Source organism: Pantoea sp. S61, from assembly GCF_016625145.1.
GTDB lineage: Bacteria > Pseudomonadota > Gammaproteobacteria > Enterobacterales > Enterobacteriaceae > Pantoea > Pantoea rwandensis_B.
Map to the genome: position 1 here is coordinate 12,161 of NZ_JACVUO010000012.1, position 19,799 is coordinate 31,959.

Consider the following 19,799-nt stretch of genomic DNA (forward strand, 5'->3'; position numbering starts at 1 on the left):
GACCTCATTTTTCATTTATTACAATTCAGGCCGGTGACAGCGTGGCAAACACGCTAACCAATCCGACAACAACAATGGCCAGCAGCAGCTCAAGCTGCGTCAGGCGAATAAACTGCTGCGGCGCGTGGCTGCCCGCGACGCGAAAACGTGGCACCAGAATATAGCGATTGATCAGCGCAATGCCCACCATCATCATCACCAGCATCACTTTAACCACCAGCATCGCACCCCACAGCGTGGCACCCCAATTGAGCGGCGTGCCGCCAATCATCAGGCTGTTGATCATCCCGGTGAGCAATGCCAGTGCGACAGCCAGATGCCCATAACGCGAAAAGCGCATCATGCAGCGAATCGCATCGGTGCGATACGTAATCTGACGGGCTTCACGCATCAGCAATAACAGAGGCAGTAAGCCGCCGGTCCAGAACGCAGCAGCAATCAAATGCAGCGCGTGATTGCTCTGCTGCAATAAGCCTGGTAAACCATCGCGCATCGCGGCGTGCCCGACGCCTGCCAGCGCCACCAACTGCAACAGACCACTGATCAGCAAGAGCTGCTGGCGCAGTGTGCCACGCAGCAGCAAAGCCAGCGTGCTGAGCAGTGCGAACCCCAGCTCCCAACGCCACACCGCGCCGAAGCGCGTGGCTAATACCGCTTGCCAGGTTTCCACGTCAGCCACATTGCGCCAGTCGCCGCTCATCAAACCGGTTTGCGTGGCCAGCATGAATACCGCGCTGAGCAAACTCAATAGCGCTGTCGTCACTAAAATTGAGTGCAGACGTTGCGCCAGCACCGGGCGATAACGCCGTGGCGCCAGCAGAGCCGTATAGAACGCGCTGCCAGCCAGCAATAACACCGCAATAAAATGCAGGGCGCGCAGACCAATCCACAACGTGCTCAGGCTCATCGATTACTTCACGCTGAACGCGTAACTTCCCTTGGTTTTGTGACCATCAACGGACAACACATGCCAGTTCACCTGATAGTGACCTGACGGCAGCGGTTTGCTGATCGGTACGATCAACTGATCATGCTGCTTGTCGTTGAGTTTGGCTTTTTCCACGGCCATTGGCTGATTCTGGGCATTGAGCACCTCAACACCACTGAAGGCAGGCTCAACATCTTCAGTGAAGGTCAGCGTAAGATTTTGTGGCGAGCTGTCGATCACCGCTTTATCGGCGGGAACCGGCGTTTTCAGGTGAGCATGTGCCAGTGCAAACTGACTGAAGACCAACGTGGATGACGCCAGCAACAGCGCCATAATCGGGTTTAACGCAGTTTTCTTCATCACTTCTTCCCTTTGCCATGCGGCGCTCTGCCGCAAACGTGGCAGCAGGATACGCCGCTGGCAAAGACGTGTCGAGACTTGCGGTGCGATCCAATTTCCTTGATCCGTAAAGAGGAAACCATTACTTTTGCCCCTGTTTATCAGGAGAAATGCATGAGCCAAAACCTTGCCCTGTTGTCGCAGGAAGAGAAAGACAAAGTGAATGTCGATCTGGCCGCCGCAGGTGTGGCCTTTAAAGAGCGCTACAACATGCCCGTGATCGCGGAAATGGTTGAGCGCGAGCAACCGGAAGCCCTGCGCGAGTGGTTCCGCCAGCGTTTGATGAGCTATCGCCAGGCATCGCTCAGTCTCTCTCGCCTGCCCTACGAACCCAAACAGAAGTAATTAACCTATGTTACGCGTTATCGATACCGAAACCTGTGGCTTGCAAGGCGGCGTGGTCGAAGTCGCGTCGGTGGATGTGATCGACGGACAGATCGTCAATCCGATGAGTGATTTGATTTGCCCGGACCGCCCTATCAGCCGTCAGGCCATGGCGGTGCATCGCATTACGGAAGCGATGGTCGCCGATAAGCCGACCATTGAAGAAGCGATTGGTCGCTATCATGGCAGCCCACATTATGTCGCGCACAATGCCAGTTTCGATCGTCGCATGCTGCCCATCATGCCCGGTGAATGGATTTGCACCATGACGCTGGCACGCCAGCTGTGGCCGGGCATTAAATACGGTAATCAGGCACTGCGTCACAGCCTGAAGCTGGACGTCACGCCACCTGCCGAACTGCATGCGCACCGTGCATTGTATGACTGCTATGTCACCGCTGCGCTGCTGATCCGCATCATGGAGACCTCCGGCTGGAGCGTCAGTGATATGGTCGGCCGCTGTCAGCCCGCAGAAGTCAGCGGTGATGTGTTCCCATTTGGTAAATATCGTGGGCAAAGCATCGGTAGCATTGCGCGCAAAGATCCCGGCTACTTGCGCTGGGTGCTGGAAAATGTGCGCGATTTGCGCCCACCGTTACGGCAGGCGCTGCGCAAGTACGTGAAGGTCGATCAATAATCGACGCGGTCTGGCAAGCTGCCCTGCGCCAGACCAATCAGGAAAGTAAACTCCTGCGCGACTCCTTCATACGCTTTAAAACGCCCCGATTTACCGCCGTGACCGGAATCCATCTCGGTACACAGCAGCAGTAACGTATCGTTGGTTTTCAGCTCACGCAGTTTTGCTACCCACTTCGCCGGTTCCCAATACTGCACCTGGGAATCGTGCAATCCTGTCGTCACTAACAGATGCGGGTAGGCTTTCGCTTCGATGTTGTCATACGGGCTGTACTGACGAATGATGTGATAAAACTCTTCTTGCTCCGGGTTGCCCCACTCGTCATATTCGCCGGTGGTCAGCGGGATCGATGGGTCCAGCATCGTCGTCACCACATCGACAAACGGCACTTGTGCCACGACACCGTGGAACAGTTCGGGGGCTAGGTTAATCACACCGCCCATCAATAAGCCGCCCGCACTGCCGCCCACCGCATACAGCTGCTGCGGATTGCCGTAGCCTTTCGCCACCAGCGCCTGCGTCACATCAATGAAGTCGGTGAAGCTATTCATCTTATTCTTCAGGCGACCATCGTCATACCACTGCTGCCCCAACTCGCCACCGCCGCGCACATGGATAATCGCGTAGACAAAGCCGCGCTCCAGCAGGCTGATGCGGCTGGTGCCAAAACTGGCATCCATGCTACTGCCGTAAGCGCCATAGCCGTATGCCAGCAGGGGATTACTGCCCGGTTTGAAATGCTTGCGGTGATAGACCAGCGATACCGGCACTTCGGTGCCATCACGCACCGTGATCCAGTGATGTTCGCTTTTGTAGTCCTCTGAGTGGAAGCCCGGCACTGGCGTCTGTTTCAACACACGGCGATCGCCCGTCTCCATATTGAGTTCAAACAGCGTGGTCGGCGTGGTCATGGATGAGTAGCCATAACGCAGCGTGTCACTTTCCGGGGTAGGATTGTAGGCCAGCCAGGTGACATAAGCCGGATCGTCAAAGGCGATCCCGATGCTTTCTCCGCTTTCCCAGTTGATTTGGCGTAGCGTGTTGACGCCGCGCTGGCGCTCTTCCACCACCAGCCAATGCCGGAACAGCTGGAAATCCTCCAGCACCACGTTATCGCGTGCCGGAATCAACGCCTGCCAGCGGTTCTCGGCCAGCCACGCGCTGCGGTACAGGCCAAAGTTTTTGCCGTCGCGATTCGAGCGGATGTAGAACTGATGATTGTAGTGATCGATGCTGTATTCATGATCGCGGCGACGCGGGCAGAACACCTGCGGCTGCGCATCCGGATACTCAGCATCAATCAGCTGGATCTCGCTGGTGGTGGTGCTGTACATCGCAATCAGGATGAAGTGCTCGGAGGTGGTTTTATGCACGCTGAGGTGGAAGCTCTCATCCTGCTCTTCATACACCAGCTGATCGTCCGATTGCGGATGGCCCAACTCATGGCGCCACACCTGGTACGCGAGTAGCGTTTTCGGGTGCTTGCGCACGTAGTACAGCGTGCGCGAATCATTGGCCCACGCCACGCTGGAAGAAGCATTGCTCAGCACTTCCGGATACCAGCTACCACTCTCGAGGTTACGGAAACGGATGCCATACTGACGACGCGACAGAAAATCTTCCGCCAGCGCCATCACCTGGTTATCAGGAGAAATGGCCAGTGCGCCCATGGTGTAGAAATCGCTGTGGGAGGCACGCTGGTTACCGTCGATCAGCAGTTGCCAGGGTTCATCCGCTGCTGCGTTCACCGACTGACGAAAATAGAGCGGATATTCGTTGCCCACCTCATAGCGGCTTTGATAGCGATAGCCGTTTTTTACGTAGGGGACGGAGTGGTCCTGCGGCGGGATGCGGTCGACAATCTCTTTTAGCACCCGCTCCTGCAGTGGGTCCTGTGACGCCATCATCGCTTTACCGTAAGCATTCTCGGCGTGCAGATGTTCCAGAACCTCTGGGCTTTCACGCTCGTCATCGCGCAGCCAATAATAGTTATCGGTACGCGATTCACCGTGCAGGTTCATGACGTGGGGGATTTTCTTCGCTTGCGGCTGGTTCATTCTGGCTCCTTTCCCTGAAAGACAACATTCAGCAAGCGTGGCACTTATCACGCGGGAAGCCAAGCAGCAGCGCACAGGAAGTACAGTGAAGGGCCCCATGACCAGGCCCTCCGTTCAATTATGCGGCTTTCTCCGCCTGAATATCGCGCTGAATACCGTCGCGCACATCCTGCGGGATCTTCAGGGCATCGCCCAGTGCAGAGAGATAGCTGCGCTCCATAAAGTGATCCACATCGATAGCGGCGCAACTCAGGAAATAGAGTTCTAGCGCTTCCTCTTCATTTTTCACATCTGCTGCCAGCCACTGTGGATCGAGCGGACGATTCATCGCTTGCTGTATCAGCGTTTCCGCCTGTGAACCATAACCCGCCTGATGGATATTCTGCTCAATGGCGGCGCGTTCGCGATCGTCAATATGACCATCGCTTTTGGCGGCGAACACTAACGCCGTCACCAAACGTTCAGCGCGCTGATCAACGGGCGTCTGCAACTGACCAAATCCCGGCTCATCCTGATGCGATTCACGCACACGCTGTTTGTATTTATTCCACAGCACGGCACCCGCTGCCGCACCGCCGCCGACCAGCAAGGCTTTGCCGCCATATTTGGTCAACAGGCTTCGTGTAGACTTGCTTGCCACCAGCAATCCCGCTAACCCACCCAGCGCGCCGGGTGCCAGCATATCGCTCAAACCACCGGCTTTGCCGTCGCCGCCCTTCTTCGCCAGCACCGACTGGATTTGCTGCAACCAATTGCTCATCGTTTAACTCCCGTTTAAGTTTCCGCGTTCCATGCTGCCGCAGCTTGTGTCAGGTAACGTCAGAGCGGGAAAAGTATGGCAAACCTGATGAAGGCGAATGCGTGAGTACGCAAACGTTTTCGTATATACTGCGCGCGCATTTTGACTGCTAAGGTGAAATTATGACGACTCTCGGAACCGCGCTGCGCCCTGCCGCAACGCGTGTGATGCTGTTAGGTTCAGGCGAATTGGGCAAAGAAGTGGCGCTGGAGTGTCAGCGTCTGGGTGTGGAAGTGATTGCCGTGGATCGTTATGCCGATGCACCTGCAATGCACGTTGCGCACCGTAGCCATGTGATCAATATGCTGGACGGTGATGCGCTGGCTGCGTTAATCGCGCAGGAAAAACCGCACTTTGTGGTGCCAGAAATTGAAGCTATTGCCACTGAAAAACTGCTGGAACTGGAAGCACAAGGCCAGAAAGTGGTGCCTACCGCGCGTGCTGCGCGCCTGACCATGAACCGCGAAGGTATTCGCCGTCTGGCGGCAGAAGAGTTGTCGTTACCGACTTCAACCTATCAGTTCGCTGACAGCAAAGAGAATTTCGTAGCGGCCGCCAATGAAATTGGCTTCCCGTGCATCGTTAAACCGGTGATGAGTTCATCGGGCAAAGGTCAGAGCTTCATCCGCGAAGCGAGCCAGTTGGATAAAGCCTGGGATTACGCACAGCAAGGTGGTCGTGCCGGTGCCGGTCGCGTGATCGTTGAAGGCGTGGTGAAATTTGATTTCGAAATCACCCTGCTGACCATCAGCGCAGTAGATGGCATCCATTTCTGCGCGCCGATTGGCCATCGTCAGGAAGATGGCGATTACCGTGAATCCTGGCAGCCACAGCAGATGACCGACCTGGCGCTGCAACGCGCTCAGGATATCGCAGCCAACGTGGTGAAAGCATTAGGTGGATACGGTCTGTTTGGCGTTGAGCTGTTTGTCTGCGGTGATGAGGTGGTGTTTAGCGAAGTCTCGCCACGCCCACACGATACCGGCATGGTGACGCTGATTTCTCAGGATCTGTCCGAGTTTGCACTGCATGTGCGTGCGTTCCTCGGCTTGCCAATCGGTGGCATTCGCCAGTATGGCCCGGCGGCTTCGGCGGTGATTCTGCCACAGCTGGACAGCAACAATGTGCAGTTTGTGAACATCGAAGCGGCATTGGGTGCCGGTCTGCAACTGCGCCTGTTCGGCAAGCCGGAAATTGCCGGTCAGCGTCGCCTCGGCGTAGCACTGGCAACCGGTGACAATACCGACGAGGCGATTGCACGTGCCGTAGCAAGCGCCGCAGCCGTGAAAGTTGAGGGCTAATCCCCTCGGCGGCTATTCGTCTATTGAGACAGCGTAAAAGGGCGGCCACCAGGCCGCCCTTTCAGTTCCAATGATGCGCGCTCGATTAAATCTGCAAATGCGTTATTTCGCGCCTTCAACGGCTTCGCGAGCCAGACGCGTAATGCGATCCCAATCGCCGCTTTCCAGCGCATCATTCGGCACCAACCACGAACCACCAATACAGAGCACGCTTTTCAGCGCCAGGTAGTCACGATAGTTGGCGGGTGAAATACCGCCGGTTGGGCAGAAACGCACCTGCGGGAACGGACCGCCAATCGCTGACAGCGCTTTAACACCCCCATTCGCCTCAGCCGGGAAGAACTTAAACTCGCGCAGGCCATAATCCATACCCAACATCAGTTCAGAAACGGTGCTGATGCCCGGAATCAGTGGCACCGGACCTTCAACTGCGGCTTTCAGCAACGGCTCGGTCAAACCTGGGCTGATCACGAACTGCGCACCGGCGTCAGTCACCTCTTTCAGCTGCTGGGTGTTGATCACTGTGCCCGCGCCGACAATCGCTTCTGGCACTTCTTTGATCATCGCACGCAGCGCGTCCATCGCGACCGGCGTACGCAGCGTCACTTCCAGTACGCGCACACCACCAGCCACCAGCGCTTTGGCCATCGGCACGGCGTGTTCCAGTTTATTCACCACGATCACCGGCACAACCGGGCCCGTCGTCATGATCTGTTCAGCAGTGGTTTTCCAGTTCTTCATCAGGTTTCCTTAGTGGCATCAGCCCGACTCACATCCGGCTGTCAATGTTTGGGCTCTACCATACAAGATTGGCTGGAGCGGCGTCTATCGGATATCAAAATTTTTTGAAACTCTGGTTCAGTTTTAAGAGAAATGAATTTTGGGCACAAAAAAGCCCGCTCAATGGCGGGCTTGGATTTTAAGGCTTATTCAAACTCATTCCACGAACGGCCATCACGCGTAATCATCGCGACGGAAGCCACCGGGCCCCAGGTGCCGGCCTGGTATGGCTTAGGCGCTTCGGCATCGGCGTTCCAGGCATCAATGATGGAATCTACCCAGCCCCACGCCGCTTCCACTTCGTCGCGGCGTACAAACAGCGCCTGAATACCGCGCATGGTTTCCAGCAGCAGACGCTCATAGGCATCCGCCAGATGCGACTGGTTGAAGGTCTCGGAGTAGCTCAGATCCAGCTTGGTGGTCTGCAGTTTGTGCTTGTGATCCAGACCCGGCACTTTGTTCAGGATCTCGATATCCACACCTTCATCCGGCTGCAGACGAATAGTCAGCTTGTTCTGCGGCAGTTCAGCGTAGGAGTCTTTGAACAGGTTCATCTCTGGGTTCTTGAAGTACACCACAACCTCAGAGCATTTGGTCGGCAAGCGCTTACCGGTACGCAGGTAGAACGGCACGCCCGCCCAGCGCCAGTTGTCGATATCAACACGGATCGCCACGAAGCTCTCGGTGGCGCTCTGCTTGTTCGCGCCCTCTTCTTCCAGGTAGCCTGGCACTTTTTTGCCCTGCACGAAGCCGGCGGTGTACTGGCCACGCACGGTTTTTTCACGCACGTTGGTTTGGTCGATACGACGCAGCGAACGCAGTACCTTCACTTTCTCATCACGGATGGCATCCGCACTGAGATCGGATGGCGGTGACATGGCGATCATGGTGAGAATCTGCAACAGGTGGTTCTGGATCATGTCGCGCATCTGGCCAGCTTTATCGAAGTAACCCCAACGGCCTTCGATACCCACCTCTTCCGCCACGGTAATCTGCACGTGATCGATGGTGCGGTTATCCCAGTTATTGACGAAGATGGAGTTGGCGAAACGCAGTGCCAGCAGGTTCAGTACCGTCTCTTTACCCAGATAGTGGTCAATACGGAACACCTGGCTCTCTTCGAAGTACTTGCCAACGCTGTCATTGATCTCTTGCGAGGTCTCGAGCGAGGTGCCGAGCGGCTTCTCCATCACCACGCGCGCCGGTTTAGCATTCAGCTTGGCGGCGCCCAGACCGTCGCAAATGGCACCAAAGGTGCTCGGCGGCATGGCGAAGTAGTTGATGGTGACACGATCTTTCTGGTCAAGCATCTTGCCCAGTTTGGTGAAATGCGAGGTGTCGTTAACGTCGAGGTTGCAGAAATCGAGACGGCTGCTGAGTTTATCCCACAGCGCTTCATCGATTTTCTCCTTCATGAAGGTTTCCAGCGCTTCACGGACCACTTTGGTGTACGCGTCTTTGTCCCACTCCGCGCGCCCCACGCCGATGATGCGTGTGGTGTCGTGAATCTGACCGGCTTTCTCCAGCTGATACAGTGAAGGCAACAGTTTCCGGCGAGCAAGATCGCCTTTGGCACCGAAAATAACCAGATCGCATGCCTGGGCTGTTTGTGTTACCGCCATTTTCCTCTCCTCGTTGCAGGATATACCCGGTTTGAGCGTCCTCATCATCCCAGGTCCTTATTGTAATTTTCTTACAGCACAATGTACTTTTTTCCCCGCATCGGAACAACCCAGACGCGGTGTGGCATTAGCCATTACTTTGAACATGATGGCGAACAAAGGTGTGTTGTGGAGTGCGCTTTTGCCGCTTTTTCTGTTTCGATGTTTGTCGGGATAAAACCCGGCAACGATCAAAGTATGACAAAAAAAAGCCGCTTACATTTGTCCGCTGCTGCGTGCGAGGGTGTATTACACGGTATATTGTTGTGAATTGGCAGCGTTTTATCATGCGATGAACGCGACGAAAGTGATTGAGACGCATCGGGTTAACGACATGCTGGAACATATTCAGGCGCAACTTCACGCGCTGAGCAAATCAGAACGGAAAGTGGCAGAACAGATTCTTGCCGCTCCGCAGCAGGCGATGCACTCCAGCATCGCCACCCTGGCCCGTGCCGCCGATGTCAGCGAACCGACCGTTAATCGCTTTTGTCATCGTATGGGCACGCGCGGCTTCCCCGACTTCAAGTTACGGCTGGCGCAGAGTCTGGCGAAAGGACCGAACTGGGTCAGTCGCGATGTGGAAGAAAATGACAGCGTCGAAAGTTACAGCCATAAGATTTTTGATTCCGCCCTCGCCGGTTTAAGCCATGTGCGCCAACAGTTGGATCTACAGGTCATTGATCAAGCCGTTTTGGCTCTGACTCAGGCCCGAAAAATCGCCTTCTTTGGTCTTGGTGCCTCAGCGGTTGTGGCGCACGACGCGACCAATAAATTCCTGCGCTTTAATCTGCCGGTCATCTGGTCAGAGGATATTGTGATCCAGCGCATGAGTTGCATAAATAGTGGGCCAAATGACGTTTTTGTTCTCATATCACATACTGGTCGAACCAAAAATATGATAGAACTGGCTCGCCTGGCGCGTGTAAACGCTTCCACAGTACTGGCTATCACCTCTCCGGGTTCACCCCTTGCGGCAGAAGCAACCCTCGCACTGACGCTCGATGTACCTGAAGATACGGATATCTACCTGCCGATGGTTTCCCGCCTTGCGCAATTAACCGTGGTTGATGTTTTGGCGACAGGTTTTACCCTTGAGCGTGGCGCGGCTTTCCGCGAAAATCTGAAACGGGTGAAAGAAGCGCTCAAAGATTCGCGCCTGGAAAAGCGTGTGCAGTAAAATAATTAACATCACATTCACAATGTGAGTCGAATCACAGCCCATCGATCATATAGAATATGCGATTACACCGTGTCCCCTTGAGAGTGACACGAACCTTTGTCAACGGAGTCCTTCATGTCAAGACGTCTCAGAAGAACCAAGATCGTAACTACCCTCGGCCCAGCCACCGATCGCGACAATAACCTCGAAAAAATCATCGCGGCGGGCGCGAACGTGGTGCGACTCAATTTCTCCCACGGCACCCCGGAAGACCACCAGATGCGCGCCAACAAGGTGCGTGAGATTGCCGCTAAGCTTGGCCGTCACGTGGCGATTCTGGGCGACCTGCAAGGTCCAAAAATTCGTGTTTCCACCTTCAAAGAAGGCAAAGTCTTCCTGAATGTCGGCGATCGCTTCCTGCTGGATGCGGATATGGGCAAAGGCGAAGGCGATAAAGAGAAAGTCGGTATCGACTACAAAGGCCTGCCAGAAGACGTGGTGCCTGGCGACATCCTGCTGCTGGATGATGGTCGCGTGCAGTTGAAGGTGCTGGAAGTTCAGGGTGTGAAAGTCTTCACCGAAGTCACTGTCGGCGGCCCGCTTTCCAACAATAAAGGCATCAATAAACTCGGTGGCGGTCTGTCTGCAGAAGCGCTGACGGAGAAAGATAAAGTCGATATCATCACCGCCGCGAAAATCGGCGTGGATTATCTTGCCGTGTCCTTCCCACGTAATGGGGAAGACATGAACTACGCTCGCCGCCTGGCGCGCGATGCAGGTTGTGATGCCAAACTGGTGGCCAAAGTCGAACGTGCTGAAGCCGTTGCGTCACAGGAAGCGATGGATGATATCATCCTCGCCTCTGACGTAGTGATGGTGGCGCGTGGCGACCTCGGCGTTGAGATTGGTGATCCAGAACTGGTGGGTATCCAGAAGGCGCTGATTCGTCGTGCGCGTCAGCTGAACCGCACCATCATCACCGCCACGCAGATGATGGAGTCGATGATCACCAACCCGATGCCAACCCGCGCTGAAGTGATGGACGTGGCGAACGCCGTGCTGGATGGTACCGATGCGGTGATGTTGTCAGCTGAAACGGCTGCTGGCCAGTATCCAGCGGAAACCGTGTCTGCGATGGCGAAAGTATGCCTCGGTGCGGAAAAAATCCCAAGCGTCAACGTGTCTAAGCACCGTCTTGAAGTGCAGTTCGACAACGTGGAAGAAGCGATTGCGATGTCCGCAATGTATGCAGCCAACCACCTGCAGGGTGTTTCTGCCATCATCACCATGACCGAATCGGGCCGTACCGCGCTGATGACCTCACGTATCACTTCTGGCCTGCCGATCTTCGCCATGTCACGTCACGAACGTACATTGAACCTGACTGCGCTGTATCGCGGCGTGACGCCAGTTTATTTCGACAGCAACAATGATGGTGTAGCCGCCGCGCATGATGCAGTAAACCTGCTGCGCGACAAAGGTTTCCTCGTCTCGGGCGACCTGGTGATTGTCACCCAGGGCGACGTGATGGCGACCACCGGCACCACCAACACCAGCCGTGTTCTGCGCGTAGATTAACGCGCACGCTCCACCAACAGCGGCTGTAACAACATGGATAAACGCGACTGCCTGGCAGTCGCGTTTTTATTTTTTCTGACAAGGAGGCCAGATGGCCCGCTATCAACCGATTACCCAACTCACCGGACGGGTGCTGCTGTTCCCGCTCGCGCTGGTGTTGTTTGAGTTCGCGACTTACATCGCCCATGACATGATTCAGCCCGGCATGCTGCTGGTCACTTCTGAATTCAACGTCGGCCCGGAATGGGTGTCGACTTCTCTTACTGCTTATCTGATGGGCGGCGTGGTGCTGCAGTGGCTGCTCGGCCCGCTCTCGGACAAATATGGTCGCCGTCCAGTCCTGCTGTTCGGCATTCTGTTCTTTGCTGCGGCCTGCATTCTGACCACCTGGGTCACGAACATCGAACAGTTTGTCACCCTGCGCTTTATCCAGGGCATCAGCCTGTGCTTTATCGGTGCAGTCAGTTATGCCGCAGTGCAGGAAGCGTTTGATGAGGCTTTAGCGGTGCGCATGATGGCGTTAATGGCTAACGTGGCCCTCTTAGCCCCGCTAGCCGGCCCGCTGGCGGGTGCCGCCTGGTTGACCGTGGGTGAATGGCGTAGCATGTTCTGGCTGTTTGCGATTTGTAGCGTGGTGGCTTTTGTGGTGCTGTGGCGCATCATGCCAGAAACCGCTGGCGATCGTAGTCACTCCATTGCCCTGCCCAATCTGGCGCGCGCCTATGGCCGTCTGGCACGCGATCGTCAGGTGATGTATGGATCTTTCGCTATTGGCCTGGTGTTTATTCCGATTCTGACCTGGGTTGCCCTGTCGCCCGTGATTCTGATGCATGACGAGGGCTTATCGCGCATGGAGTATGCGCTGCTGCAACTGCCGGTGTTCCTCGCCATGATCGCTGGTAACCTGACGCTGGGTAAACTGGCGGGTCGCGTTCCCATCGAGCAGCCGGTCAAATTCGCTGCGTGGCCGATTTTGATAGGTTTAAGTATCTCGTGGCTGGCAAACCTGCTCGACAGCCACACCTACCTGCTGCTGACCGCAGGATTAAGTCTGTATGCCTTTGGTGCGGGCATGGTCAACGCCGGTCTGTATCGTCTGACGCTGTATTCCAGCAGCGAAGGTAAAGGCAGCGTGGCAGCCATGCTGGGTATGATCAGTATTCTGACGCTGGCTATCGGGATTGAACTGGCGAAAGCAGGCTACTTCAGTGGCGGTACGCCATGGTTCAGCGGCATCAATTTTGCGGCGGGTGTGCTGTGGTTTGGCCTGGTCACGCTGTTCCTGCGTGAACGTATCCGACGCAGCCACGTTGAATCGGTAGAATAATCAAAGGGGCCAATCGGCCCCTTCGTTATTTCTTGCGAGGATAAAGCTCCTTGCGCGCATAAGGTTCAATATCCCCTTCTTTGCGCGTTTTCAGCAGCTTTAAAATCCAGGTGTATTGCTCTGGATGCGGCCGCACAAATATCTCAACTTCCTCATTCATTCGCCGCGCCAGGGTGTTATCGTCGGCATCCAGCAAATCGTCCATCGGTGGTCGCACATAGATTTCCAGACGATGTGTCTCGCTGTTGTACACCGGAAACAGTGGCACCACGCGCGCTCGACACACTTTCATCAAACGGCCGACCGCGGGCAGTGTTGCTTTATAGGTGGCAAAGAAATCCACGAACTCACTGTGCTCCGGGCCGTGATCCTGGTCCGGCAGATAGTAACCGTAATAGCCCTGACGCACCGAGGCGATAAACGGCTTAATGCCGTCATTACGTGCATGCATGCGGCCACCAAAGCGACGGCGTACGGTGTTCCACACATAATCCAGCAGCGGATCGCTCTGATTATGGAACATGGCCGCCATCATCTGGCCCTCTGACGCCAGCAGCATCGCCGGGATATCCACGGCCCAACCGTGCGGCACCAGAAAAATCACGTTCTCTTTGTTGGCCTGCAAGGCTTCGATAATTTCACGGCCGTGCCAGTCAACGCGTTGGCGCACACGAGCCGGATCGCGCATCCCCAACTCAGCCATCATCACCATCGCCTGTGGCGCGGTGGCAAACATACGATCAGCAATCTCTTCGCGCTGTGCTTCGCTTAGCTCCGGCAGGCAATAATAGAGATTGATCAACGCACGACGACGCGCACTTTTTGCCAGCTTACCGGCAAACCGCCCCAATCCACCCAAAATCGGGTCGCGCACTTTGGCTGGCAGCATTGCCATGCCCGCCAGCGCACCAATCGCCAGCCAGTTGCCCCAGTATTTCGGTTTTAAAAAAGAACGTTGAAAAACGGGAATAAATTCACTGTTATTTTTCTTTCGGGTTTCCATGCACTCGCCTCTGACAATGACGGGACAATGATAGTGACGGTGGTTAATTTTGCAATCATCATGCGTCAGATAGCAAAAAACCGACGAATAATTCGTCGGTTTTTTCAATATTGGCTACAGAAATGGGTTATTTCAGTGCCAGCTGTGGCAGATAACTCTTCACGTCCGCCAGATAGTTGCTGCGGTCTTTACCCGTCAGCCCTTCCATACGCGGCAGTTTTGCCGTAAGTGGATTGACGGCCTGATTGTTGATCCACACTTCGTAATGCAGATGTGGCCCCGTAGAACGCCCGGTGTTGCCTGACAGCGCAATACGGTCACCGCGCTTCACTTTCTGTCCTGGTTTCACCAGCGCCTTACTCAGGTGCATATAGCGGGTCATATACTGACGACCGTGACGAATCGCCACGTAGTTACCCGCCGCCCCGCCATTTTTTGCCATCACCACTTCACCATCACCCACGGCAAGCACCGGTGTGCCGATAGGCAGTGCGAAATCGACACCCTTGTGCGGCGCGATGCGGCCCGTTACCGGGTTAAGACGGCGCGGATTAAAGTTGGAGGAAACGCGATACTGTTTCACCGTCGGGAAGCGCATAAAACCACGCGCGAGGCCTGAGCCGTTGCGATCGTAGAATTTGCCATCTTCAGCGCGGAACGCGTAGTAATCTTTGCCGCCGGTACGCAGACGCACGCCGAGCAACTGGCTCTGCGCACTTTTGCCATCCAGCATCTCGCGGGACATCAGCACGCTGAAATCATCCCCGGCGCGCAGTTTGCGGAAATCCATCTGCCACTGCATGGCTTTAATGACGTTGCTGGTTTCAGCACTGGTCAAGCCTGCCCGCTGGGCGCTGGCGCCAAAGCTGCCACGCACTTCACCTTTCAGCACACTATTCTGCCACTCCCCCTTTTGCATCTCCTGCTGCATCTTAAAGCTGCCATTTGGCTGACGCTCGTAAGTGCGGGTTTCGCGGCGATCCACTTCCCAGGTAAAGTTTTGCAGTTGACCATCCGCATCCAGCGTCCAGCTGAGTTGCTGGCCGACGCGCAGGTTACGGAAGTCTTTATCGCTACTGACTAACGCATTGATATCACTGAGATCAATACCGTACTGATTCAGTGCGCTGCTCAGGGTATCACCAGAGGAAACGGTGTAATCGTGTTGATTCGGGTTGTCCTGCACATCTTTATCGATGTCATCGGCCGGAATCTCTTCTTCCGGTTCAACCGTGGTCTGATCAATCGGCTCACTAGCTTCGGGCAACAGCGTGCGCAGTTCGTTTTTGTCCAGCGTGATGTCTTTCACGATGGGGGCAACATCATGGGGATGGTAAACGTAAGGCCGCCAAACAGCGACGGCCAACGTGATAACAGTTAATGAACCCAGCATAACGCGGTGGGGACGCGGCAAATTATTAAATGCGAGGGCGACAGAGCGGGCTATCTGCTGCACTTTTACTTATTCCTCTATGCTCCATTCAGGCAGCTCGCATACTGGCTCGACAACTGTGAGAGGAATTTCACATAGCTGTCTTTGGTTAAGCTGATTCCCATGCCCAGCGGATCAAGTGTGCCTTTGCGCACGTTGGTTCCGCGAGACACGGCATCGATGACGGCCGGCCTGAATTGTGGTTCAGCAAAAACGCATACGGCTTTCTGCTCAACCAACTGTGTTCGTATTTGATGTAAACGCTGGGCGCCCGGTTGGATCTCAGGGTTGACGGTGAAATGTCCAGCAGGGGACAAACCGTAGTGTTTTTCAAAGTAGCTGTACGCATCGTGAAAAACGAAATAACCCTTACTCTTAACGGGGGCAAGCTGCGCGCCAATATGCTTATCCGCATCTGCTAATTCTGCTTCAAACTGCTGCAGGTTCGCGTCAAGTTTGGCTCTGCTTTGCGGCATAAGTTCCAATAATTTTCCGTGGATTGCAACCGCAGATTGTCGCGCAATCTCAGGTGACATCCACAGGTGCATATTAAACTCACCATGGTGGTGGTGTGTATGAGACGGCTCCTGGTCTTCAGACTTATCTGAGTCATGGTCATGATCGTGACCGTGCTCATGTTCGTCCTCGTCTTCACCACCACGAATCAGCAGCGGTTTCACCCCTGGCATCGCCGCTATTTCGAGATTTTTAGCCTCAGGTAACTCTGCCGCAGACTTGGTCAGAAACGCCTCCATTTCTGGTCCAACCCATACCACTAAGTCCGCGTTTTTAATACGTTTTACATCAGAAGGACGTAAAGCATAATCATGCTCTGAAGCGCCATCTGGCAACAGCACTTCCACTGGCGTCACGCCATCGGCAATCGCCGCTGCGATAAATCCGATCGGTTTGATTGAAGCGACTACGGCTGAGTGCGCGGGCATCGCGCAGGCGGCGGCGAGTGCCGCAGCAGGAAGAGTGAAAGCGAAGCGCTGCTTAATGTGTAACATAATGCGTCATTCCATCGTGACCTGTTGATGGAATGTGATATTATAACATTCGAAATTCAATGCAACCCGTAAATAATATGTCGTCACTTGTTACACTTGAAAACATCTCCGTGAAGTTTTCCCAGCGCCCTGTGCTAGCAGATATCAGCCTGACGCTGGAGCCCGGGAAAATACTGACGCTGCTTGGGCCGAACGGCGCGGGCAAATCAACGCTGGTACGAACGGTGCTTGGCCTTCTTACGCCAACAGGCGGCAGCGTCAAACGCACCCCCGGTTTACGCATCGGCTATGTGCCACAGAAATTGCACATTGACCCGACGTTGCCGATCACCGTTGAACGGTTTATGCGTCTGACGCGTGGCAGCAAGCGTGATGCTATTCTCCCGGCTTTGAAACGCGTGCAGGCCGGACATCTGCTCAATGCGCCTCTGCAAAAACTTTCGGGTGGTGAAACCCAGCGTGTGCTGCTGGCGCGTGCCCTGCTCAATCAACCCCAGTTACTGGTGTTAGATGAACCTACGCAAGGCGTTGACGTGAATGGGCAAGTGGCGCTCTACGATTTAATCGATCAGCTTCGCCAGGAACTCAACTGTGGCGTGCTGATGGTTTCGCACGATCTGCATTTGGTGATGGCAAAAACTGACGAAGTGCTGTGTCTCAACCACCACATCTGCTGTTCCGGCACGCCAGAAGCGGTGTCTCAGCATCCAGAATTTATCGCCATGTTCGGCCCACGTGGCGCGCAGCAACTGGCAATCTATCGCCATCATCACAATCACCGTCACGATTTACAGGGACGAATTGTGCTGCGTAAAGGAAATGGTCCGTCATGATTGAACTGTTATTACCCGGCTGGCTCGGTGGCGTGCTGCTGGCGCTGGCGGCGGGTCCGCTTGGCTCGTTTGTGGTCTGGCGTCGCATGTCTTATTTCGGCGATACCCTTGCGCACGCTTCGCTGCTCGGCGTGGCCTTTGGCCTGCTGCTCAATGTGAATCCCTATTATGCCGTGATTCTGGTGACTGTATTTCTGGCTCTGGGCTTAGTGTGGCTGGAGCGTCGTCCGCATCTGGCCATTGATACGTTACTCGGCATTATGGCGCACAGCGCGCTGTCGCTGGGTTTGGTGGTGGTCAGCCTGATGCAGGGTGTACGCGTCGATTTAATGGCGTATCTGTTTGGCGATTTGCTGGCGGTCACACCGGATGATTTGTGGATGATGGGCGCTGGCGTGGCCATTGTACTGGCAGTAATGGCATGGCAGTGGCGCTCACTGCTGTCGATGACCATCAGCCCGGAGTTGGCTCAAGTGGATGGCGTCAACATTCAACGCACGCGCCTGATGCTGATGCTGGTCACCGCCTTGACCATTGGTGTGGCAATGAAGTTTGTCGGTGCACTGATTATCACCTCACTGCTGATTATTCCCGCCGCCACAGCGCGTCGTTTTTCCCGTTCACCAGAACAGATGGCCGGGTTTGCGGTGATAATTGGCATTCTGGCGGTCACTGGCGGACTGACGTTCTCCGCCACTTACGACACGCCCGCTGGCCCTTCCGTCGTACTCTGCGCCGCTGTGCTGTTCATCATCAGCATGGCGAAAAAGCCGGCGTCGAAATAAAGGGGCCATTAATGACCCCTTCGTGAATGCCCGATCGTGAAATCGCGCCGCCGGACGAACGCCGGCTTTACTCTTCGCGGCTGATGCCGAAATGCTTATAGGCATGCTGCGTGGCCAGACGGCCGCGCGGCGTGCGCTGAATGAATCCTTGTTGAATCAGGAAGGGTTCAATCACATCTTCAATGGTTTCCCGTTCTTCACCAATCGCCGCCGCCAGATTATCCAACCCCACCGGACCACCCGAGAACTTGTCGATGATCGCCAGCAACAGCTTGCGGTCCATGTAATCGAAACCCTGATTATCGACGTTGAGCATATCGAGTGCGCTGGCAGAGACTTCACCACTCATCACACCGTTGGCACGAACTTCGGCGTAATCGCGTACACGACGCAATAAACGGTTGGCGATTCGCGGGGTACCACGGGCACGGCGCGCCACTTCTAATGCGCCCTCTTCACTCAACGCCAATCCTAAGCACGCTGCACTGCGGCTGACTATGTGTTGCAGGTCCGGTACGTTGTAAAACTCAAGACGTTGCACGATGCCAAAGCGATCGCGCAGCGGTGATGTCAGCGAGCCCGCGCGCGTGGTGGCGCCAATCAGGGTAAAGGGGGGCAAATCGAGTTTAATTGAGCGCGCCGCTGGGCCTTCGCCAATCATAATATCCAGCTGATAGTCTTCCATCGCCGGATAGAGCACCTCTTCCACCACCGGTGATAAACGGTGGATCTCATCGATAAACAACACGTCATGAGGTTCGAGGTTGGTCAGCATCGCAGCCAGATCGCCCGCCTTTTCCAGCACCGGACCGGAGGTGGTACGTAAATTCACGCCCATCTCATTCGCCACAATGTTAGCCAGCGTGGTTTTACCTAATCCCGGCGGGCCGAAAATCAGCAGATGGTCCAGCGCATCGCCACGCAGTTGCGCTGCTTTGATGAAGATCTCCATCTGCTCGCGCACCTGCGGTTGCCCCACGTATTCCGCCAGGAGCTTAGGGCGAATGGCACGGTCGAGGCTCTCTTCTTCATTTATAGAGCCGCCCGAGACCAGGCGATCGGCTTCAATCATGCATTACCTCAAATAGCTGCGCGCAGAGCTTCACGGATCAGCGTTTCGCAATCCGCATCAGGTTTGCCGACTTTACTGATCATGCGGCTGGCTTCTTGCGGTTTATAGCCAAGCGCCACCAGTGCAGCCACCGCTTCGGCCTCAGCGTCATTCGCTGCTGGTGCTTCAGACGGCGTGGTCAATGTGAAGGTCGAGTCACTGCCAAACAGATCGCCGTGCATGCCTTTAAAGCGGTCTTTCATCTCCACCACCAGACGCTCGGCGGTTTTCTTGCCGACGCCAGGCAACTTGATCAATGACGCGATCTCTTCACGCTCAACGGCGGTCACAAACTGTTGTGCTGACATGCCAGAAAGGATCGCCAGTGCCAGCTTTGGCCCCACGCCATTCACTTTTACCAGTTCACGGAACAGCGCACGCTCTTGTTTGTTATTGAAGCCGAACAGCAGCTGCGCATCTTCACGCACCACAAACTGGGTGAAGATAATCGCTTCCTGATTGATCTCCGGCAGCTCGTAGAAGCAGGTCATTGGCATGTGCACTTCATAACCCACACCGTGCGCCTCAATTAACACCAGCGGCGGCTGTTTTTCCAGAATATTGCCTCGTAAGCGACCAATCACCTGAGCAGTTCCTTATATAATCCTAAAA

At 55.2% G+C, this 19,799-nt stretch carries 19 protein-coding genes; 8 read left to right on the forward strand and 11 right to left on the reverse strand.

Annotated features, from left to right (window positions below; genetic code table 11):
- Positions 1 to 25 precede the first annotated feature (25 nt).
- Both copD and copC read right to left on the reverse strand, forming a co-directional pair.
- Positions 26 to 907, reverse strand: coding sequence for a copper homeostasis membrane protein CopD (gene copD / locus IAE30_RS19870; RefSeq protein ID WP_200680799.1), 882 nt, complete (start codon positions 905 to 907; stop codon positions 26 to 28).
- A gap of 3 nt (positions 908 to 910) precedes the next feature.
- Positions 911 to 1,288 carry a copper homeostasis periplasmic binding protein CopC gene (gene copC, locus IAE30_RS19875; RefSeq protein ID WP_038646537.1) on the reverse strand — a complete coding sequence of 126 codons (378 nt, stop codon included), beginning with the start codon at positions 1,286 to 1,288 and terminating at the stop codon, positions 911 to 913.
- A gap of 153 nt (positions 1,289 to 1,441) precedes the next feature.
- On the opposite strand from copC, the gene IAE30_RS19880 reads away from it, so the two are divergent.
- Positions 1,442 to 1,672, forward strand: coding sequence for a DNA polymerase III subunit theta (locus tag IAE30_RS19880; protein WP_034828680.1), 231 nt, complete (start codon positions 1,442 to 1,444; stop codon positions 1,670 to 1,672).
- A gap of 7 nt (positions 1,673 to 1,679) precedes the next feature.
- The gene (exoX, locus tag IAE30_RS19885; protein WP_038646533.1) at positions 1,680 to 2,348 is read left to right on the forward strand and encodes an exodeoxyribonuclease X; all 669 of its coding nucleotides are present in this window, start codon (positions 1,680 to 1,682) and stop codon (positions 2,346 to 2,348) included.
- Here exoX and IAE30_RS19890 read toward each other — a convergent pair.
- Positions 2,342 to 4,405 (reverse strand): prolyl oligopeptidase family serine peptidase, encoded by a 2,064-nt coding sequence (locus IAE30_RS19890; RefSeq protein WP_200680800.1) that lies wholly within the window; start codon positions 4,403 to 4,405, stop codon positions 2,342 to 2,344. The genes exoX and IAE30_RS19890 overlap by 7 nt on opposite strands.
- A gap of 118 nt (positions 4,406 to 4,523) precedes the next feature.
- On the reverse strand, positions 4,524 to 5,165 hold the full coding sequence (locus IAE30_RS19895; RefSeq protein ID WP_200537886.1) for a tellurite resistance TerB family protein: 642 nt from the start codon (positions 5,163 to 5,165) through the stop codon (positions 4,524 to 4,526).
- Between the two features lie 161 nt (positions 5,166 to 5,326).
- On the opposite strand from IAE30_RS19895, the gene purT reads away from it, so the two are divergent.
- The gene (gene purT, locus IAE30_RS19900; RefSeq protein WP_038646529.1) at positions 5,327 to 6,505 is read left to right on the forward strand and encodes a formate-dependent phosphoribosylglycinamide formyltransferase; all 1,179 of its coding nucleotides are present in this window, start codon (positions 5,327 to 5,329) and stop codon (positions 6,503 to 6,505) included.
- 102 nt (positions 6,506 to 6,607) lie between these two features.
- Here the strand turns inward: purT and IAE30_RS19905 are convergent, their stop codons facing one another.
- Complete coding sequence (locus tag IAE30_RS19905) at positions 6,608 to 7,246, reverse strand: bifunctional 4-hydroxy-2-oxoglutarate aldolase/2-dehydro-3-deoxy-phosphogluconate aldolase (RefSeq protein WP_034828669.1); 639 nt, start codon at positions 7,244 to 7,246, stop codon at positions 6,608 to 6,610.
- Between the two features lie 185 nt (positions 7,247 to 7,431).
- Entirely contained in the window at positions 7,432 to 8,907 is a 1,476-nt protein-coding gene (gene zwf / locus IAE30_RS19910) for a glucose-6-phosphate dehydrogenase (protein WP_034828667.1), read from the reverse strand.
- A 373-nt stretch (positions 8,908 to 9,280) separates the two neighbouring features.
- On the opposite strand from zwf, the gene IAE30_RS19915 reads away from it, so the two are divergent.
- From IAE30_RS19915 to IAE30_RS19925, 3 genes are all read left to right on the forward strand, one after another.
- Positions 9,281 to 10,126 carry a MurR/RpiR family transcriptional regulator gene (locus IAE30_RS19915; RefSeq protein ID WP_045816103.1) on the forward strand — a complete coding sequence of 282 codons (846 nt, stop codon included), beginning with the start codon at positions 9,281 to 9,283 and terminating at the stop codon, positions 10,124 to 10,126.
- Between the two features lie 117 nt (positions 10,127 to 10,243).
- Positions 10,244 to 11,686 carry a pyruvate kinase gene (pyk, locus tag IAE30_RS19920; RefSeq protein ID WP_038646525.1) on the forward strand — a complete coding sequence of 481 codons (1,443 nt, stop codon included), beginning with the start codon at positions 10,244 to 10,246 and terminating at the stop codon, positions 11,684 to 11,686.
- A 91-nt stretch (positions 11,687 to 11,777) separates the two neighbouring features.
- On the forward strand, positions 11,778 to 13,013 hold the full coding sequence (locus tag IAE30_RS19925) for an MFS transporter (protein ID WP_038646523.1): 1,236 nt from the start codon (positions 11,778 to 11,780) through the stop codon (positions 13,011 to 13,013).
- 25 nt (positions 13,014 to 13,038) lie between these two features.
- Here IAE30_RS19925 and lpxM read toward each other — a convergent pair whose 3' ends face one another.
- The 3 genes from lpxM to znuA form a co-directional block, all read right to left on the reverse strand.
- Positions 13,039 to 14,016, reverse strand: coding sequence for a lauroyl-Kdo(2)-lipid IV(A) myristoyltransferase (lpxM, locus tag IAE30_RS19930; RefSeq protein ID WP_038646521.1), 978 nt, complete (start codon positions 14,014 to 14,016; stop codon positions 13,039 to 13,041).
- A gap of 127 nt (positions 14,017 to 14,143) precedes the next feature.
- The gene (gene mepM / locus IAE30_RS19935; protein ID WP_038646518.1) at positions 14,144 to 15,472 is read right to left on the reverse strand and encodes a murein DD-endopeptidase MepM; all 1,329 of its coding nucleotides are present in this window, start codon (positions 15,470 to 15,472) and stop codon (positions 14,144 to 14,146) included.
- Positions 15,473 to 15,486: 14 nt separating this feature from the next.
- A complete protein-coding gene (znuA, locus tag IAE30_RS19940; RefSeq protein ID WP_200680801.1) occupies positions 15,487 to 16,458 on the reverse strand; it encodes a zinc ABC transporter substrate-binding protein ZnuA in 972 nt (323 codons plus the stop codon).
- A 77-nt stretch (positions 16,459 to 16,535) separates the two neighbouring features.
- Here znuA and znuC point away from each other — a divergent pair, with 77 nt between their 5' ends.
- Both znuC and znuB read left to right on the forward strand, forming a co-directional pair.
- Entirely contained in the window at positions 16,536 to 17,291 is a 756-nt protein-coding gene (znuC, locus tag IAE30_RS19945) for a zinc ABC transporter ATP-binding protein ZnuC (RefSeq protein ID WP_200680802.1), read from the forward strand.
- Positions 17,288 to 18,076, forward strand: coding sequence for a zinc ABC transporter permease subunit ZnuB (gene znuB, locus IAE30_RS19950; RefSeq protein ID WP_200680803.1), 789 nt, complete (start codon positions 17,288 to 17,290; stop codon positions 18,074 to 18,076). Before znuC ends, znuB begins: the two co-directional genes overlap by 4 nt.
- Before the next feature lie 67 nt (positions 18,077 to 18,143).
- Here znuB and ruvB read toward each other — a convergent pair whose 3' ends face one another.
- Together ruvB and ruvA are read right to left on the reverse strand one after the other, a co-directional pair.
- Positions 18,144 to 19,148, reverse strand: coding sequence for a Holliday junction branch migration DNA helicase RuvB (gene ruvB / locus IAE30_RS19955; RefSeq protein ID WP_045816049.1), 1,005 nt, complete (start codon positions 19,146 to 19,148; stop codon positions 18,144 to 18,146).
- 8 nt (positions 19,149 to 19,156) lie between these two features.
- Complete coding sequence (gene ruvA / locus IAE30_RS19960) at positions 19,157 to 19,771, reverse strand: Holliday junction branch migration protein RuvA (RefSeq protein ID WP_034828652.1); 615 nt, start codon at positions 19,769 to 19,771, stop codon at positions 19,157 to 19,159.
- Positions 19,772 to 19,799 lie beyond the last annotated feature (28 nt).

Bases quoted from the DNA above. Each gene is read 5' to 3' on its own strand.
- znuC (WP_200680802.1), top strand. From the start codon at position 16,536: ATGTCGTCACTTGTTACACTTGAAAACATCTCCGTGAAGTTTTCCCAG.
- znuB (WP_200680803.1), top strand. From the start codon at position 17,288: ATGATTGAACTGTTATTACCCGGCTGGCTCGGTGGCGTGCTGCTGGCG.
- IAE30_RS19905 (WP_034828669.1), bottom strand. From the start codon at position 7,246: ATGAAGAACTGGAAAACCACTGCTGAACAGATCATGACGACGGGCCCG.
- zwf (WP_034828667.1), bottom strand. From the start codon at position 8,907: ATGGCGGTAACACAAACAGCCCAGGCATGCGATCTGGTTATTTTCGGT.
- znuA (WP_200680801.1), bottom strand. From the start codon at position 16,458: ATGTTACACATTAAGCAGCGCTTCGCTTTCACTCTTCCTGCTGCGGCA.
- lpxM (WP_038646521.1), bottom strand. From the start codon at position 14,016: ATGGAAACCCGAAAGAAAAATAACAGTGAATTTATTCCCGTTTTTCAA.
- ruvB (WP_045816049.1), bottom strand. From the start codon at position 19,148: ATGATTGAAGCCGATCGCCTGGTCTCGGGCGGCTCTATAAATGAAGAA.
- IAE30_RS19880 (WP_034828680.1), top strand. From the start codon at position 1,442: ATGAGCCAAAACCTTGCCCTGTTGTCGCAGGAAGAGAAAGACAAAGTG.
- copD (WP_200680799.1), bottom strand. From the start codon at position 907: ATGAGCCTGAGCACGTTGTGGATTGGTCTGCGCGCCCTGCATTTTATT.
- IAE30_RS19895 (WP_200537886.1), bottom strand. From the start codon at position 5,165: ATGAGCAATTGGTTGCAGCAAATCCAGTCGGTGCTGGCGAAGAAGGGC.
- pyk (WP_038646525.1), top strand. From the start codon at position 10,244: ATGTCAAGACGTCTCAGAAGAACCAAGATCGTAACTACCCTCGGCCCA.
- IAE30_RS19890 (WP_200680800.1), bottom strand. From the start codon at position 4,405: ATGAACCAGCCGCAAGCGAAGAAAATCCCCCACGTCATGAACCTGCAC.
- exoX (WP_038646533.1), top strand. From the start codon at position 1,680: ATGTTACGCGTTATCGATACCGAAACCTGTGGCTTGCAAGGCGGCGTG.
- IAE30_RS19915 (WP_045816103.1), top strand. From the start codon at position 9,281: ATGCTGGAACATATTCAGGCGCAACTTCACGCGCTGAGCAAATCAGAA.
- copC (WP_038646537.1), bottom strand. From the start codon at position 1,288: ATGAAGAAAACTGCGTTAAACCCGATTATGGCGCTGTTGCTGGCGTCA.
- purT (WP_038646529.1), top strand. From the start codon at position 5,327: ATGACGACTCTCGGAACCGCGCTGCGCCCTGCCGCAACGCGTGTGATG.
- IAE30_RS19925 (WP_038646523.1), top strand. From the start codon at position 11,778: ATGGCCCGCTATCAACCGATTACCCAACTCACCGGACGGGTGCTGCTG.